Genomic DNA, 2,873 nt, shown 5'->3' with positions numbered 1-2,873 from the left:
TGTGGGGGGGCGCGGTTCTGTATCCACGCCCCCCCCCCCCCCCCCCGGCGACCCCCCGCCACCCCCGCCCGGCCGCGGCGGGGGGGCGGGCCCCCCCCGCGCCGGGCGCCCCGCCCGGGGGCCCGCCCGGGCCGGGCCCCCCCCCCCAGGCGGTGGAGTAGCCGTCCTTGTGCCAGAACAGCACGCCGAAGTGGGCGCCGTCGTCGTCCGGGGGCACGACGAACCCGCCGTACATCCCGGCGTGCCCGCGCGGCTCCTGCACGAGGAGCCGCCGTACGTCGTCCAGGGGGCTGCGGCGCGGGGCCGTCCCGGAGCCCCCTGGACCGATGGCGGTGGCGCAGCGCTCGGCGACGGTGTCCCCGGGCACGGGCGGCAGGCCGGCGGCGGCGACGTCGACGATCCGGAAGGGCTCCCCGGCCGTGTGGTAGTCGACGGTGCGTACGGCTGCGGCGGTCACAGGAGGAACCCTCCGGGGAAGGGGTCGGACGGGTCGAGGAAGTACTGGGCGGTGCCGGTGATCCAGGCCCGTCCGGTGACGGTGGGGACGACGGCGGGGAGCCCGCCCACCGTGGTCTCGCCGACCAGCCGGCCGGTGAACTCGGTTCCGATGAAGGACTCGTTGACGAAGTCCGCGCCGAGCTCCAGGAGGCCGCGGGCGTGCAGCTGGGCCATGCGCGCGCTGGTGCCCGTACCGCAGGGCGAGCGGTCGAACCAGCCGGGGTGGATGGCCATGGCGTGCCGGGAGCGGCGGGCGTCGGAGCCGGGGGCGGCGAGGTAGACGTGCTTGACCCCGGCGATGGACGGGTCCTCGGGGTGGACGGGGCGGTCGCCGGAGGCGTTGACCGCGTCCATGACCGCGAGTCCGGCGGCGAGGAGGTCGTCCTTGCGGGCCCGGTCGAAGGGGAGCCCGAGGGAGTCGAGTTCGACGAAGGCGTAGAAGTTCCCGCCGTAGGCGAGGTCGTAGGTGACCGTGCCGTACCCGGGGACCTCGGCCTTCAGGTCGAGCCCGACGCAGAAGGAGGGGACGTTGGTGAGGGTGACGGCGGTGGCGGCCCCGTCCTCGACCCGCACGTCGACGGCGACCAGTCCGGCCGGGGTGTCGAGCCGGACGGTGGTGACCGGCTCGACGGCCTCCACCATGCCCGTCTCGACGAGGACGGTGGCCACCCCGATGGTCCCGTGCCCGCACATGGGGAGCAGGCCGGACACCTCGATGTACAGCACGCCGAAGTCGGCGTCGGGCCGGGTGGGGGGCTGGAGGACGGCCCCGCTCATCGCGGAGTGGCCGCGCGGCTCGTACATGAGCAGGGTGCGGACGTGGTCCAGGTGCTCGATGAAGTGGAGACGTTTGTCGGCCATGGTGGCGCCGGGGACCACCCCGACGCCCCCGGTGATCACCCGGGTCGGCATGCCCTCGGTGTGCGAGTCCACCGCGTGGTAGATGTGGCGCGTGCGCATGGGGGTCCCCCGGCTGGTCAGTTGAGGCCCTCGGCGAGCGCCTTCTCGGTGGCGGCGCGGACGGCCGCCTCGGTCTCCCCGGTGAGGGGGAAGCGGGGCGGGCGGGTGGCGCCGCCGGGGCGTCCCGCGAGGTCCATGGAGAGCTTGATGGCCTGGACGAACTCGGTCTTGGAGTCCCAGCGCAGCAGGGAGTGCAGGGACTTGTACAGCGGGAGCGCGGTGGCGGTGTCCCCGGCGACGGCGGCGCGGTAGAGCTCGGCGCAGGAGCGCGGCAGGGCGTTGGGGTAGCCGGCGATCCAGCCGACCGCGCCGGCCAGGGCCAGTTCGAGCAGGACGTCGTCGGCGCCGATGAGGAGGTCGAGGCCCGGGGCGAGTTCGGCGATCTCGTAGGCGCGGCGGACGTCCCCGCTGAACTCCTTGACGGCGACGATGCTGCCGTCGCCGTACAGGCGGGCGAGCAGGTCGGGCGTCAGGTCCACCTTGGTGTCGATGGGGTTGTTGTACGCGACGACGGGGAGCCCGGCGCGGGCGACCTCGGCGTAGTGGGCCCGTACGGTCGGCTCGTCGGCCCGGAAGGCGTTGGGGGGCAGCAGGAGTACGGAGCCGGCCCCGGCCTCGGCGGCCTGGTCGGCCCAGCGGCGGGCCTCGGCGCTGCCGTAGGCGGCGACGCCGGGCATGACGCGCGAGCCGTCGCCGGCCGCCTCGACGGCGGTGCGCACGACGCGGGCGCGCTCCTCGTCGGTGAGGGTCTGGTACTCCCCGAGGGAGCCGTTGGGGACCACGCCGTCGCAGCCGTTGGCGATCAGCCAGGCCACGTGGTCGGCGTAGGCGTCGTAGTCGACGGTGAGGTCCTCGCGCAGGGGCAGGGCGGTGGCGACCATGATGCCGTGCCAGGGGCGGGTGCGGGGCGGGGTGGGCGCGGGGGTGTGCGCGTGCGTCATGAGAGGGCTCCCTAGAGTGGTGTGTGACATTTTACTAGTGGGTGTGATGCGGCCACAAGGGGCCGGACCGGCGGATCAGCCGTCCGCCGGGGGCAGTTCGGCGAGGTGGCGCAGCGGGACCGGGCAGGACAGCGGCCGCCGGTCGGGCGAGGCGCCCGCGGACGCCGCGCCCTCCCCGGCGAGGGCGGCGACGGAGGGGCCGCACATGCGGCCCTGGCACCAGCCCATTCCGGCGCGGGTGAGGAGTTTGACCGTACGGGCGTCCCGCGCGCCGAGGTCGGCGACGGCCTCGCGGATCCGGCCGGCCGGCACCTCCTCGCACCGGCACACGTCCGTGTCCTCGCGGAGCCAGCCGGTCCAGCCCTCGCCCGGGCGGTGGGCGGGGCGGCCGCCCAGCCGGCGGCCTTGGCGAGCCCGCCGCTGTCGGCGAAGGAGCCGACCGCGAGGAGCAGCAGGGAGAGGGTGAGCAGGGCG

The 2,873-nt window shown here is 75.6% G+C and carries 4 protein-coding genes; all 4 read right to left on the bottom strand.

From position 1 onward, the window contains the following. The coding region (locus tag ACFXA3_RS23885) for a proline racemase family protein (RefSeq protein WP_385189880.1) at window positions 1–457 on the bottom strand (457 nt) is incomplete at its 3' end. Next, window positions 454–1,458, bottom strand: coding sequence for a proline racemase family protein (locus ACFXA3_RS23880; RefSeq protein WP_385189877.1), 1,005 nt, complete (start codon window positions 1,456–1,458; stop codon window positions 454–456). The genes ACFXA3_RS23880 and ACFXA3_RS23885, both read right to left, overlap by 4 nt. Before the next feature lie 17 nt (window positions 1,459–1,475). Further along, window positions 1,476–2,399: a dihydrodipicolinate synthase family protein gene (locus ACFXA3_RS23875; protein ID WP_385189875.1), complete on the bottom strand. Its 924-nt coding sequence runs from the start codon at window positions 2,397–2,399 to the stop codon at window positions 1,476–1,478. Window positions 2,400–2,474: 75 nt separating this feature from the next. After that, window positions 2,475–2,873, bottom strand: a 399-nt coding sequence (locus ACFXA3_RS23870; protein ID WP_385189872.1) for a (2Fe-2S)-binding protein, incomplete at its 5' end; no start/stop codon positions are given.

This window comes from Streptomyces sp. NPDC059456, from assembly GCF_042750055.1.
In the GTDB taxonomy this organism is placed as follows: Bacteria; Actinomycetota; Actinomycetes; order Streptomycetales; family Streptomycetaceae; genus Streptomyces.
The sequence above is the reverse complement of the archived record's forward strand: the minus strand, read 5'-3'. Positions and strand labels throughout refer to the sequence as shown.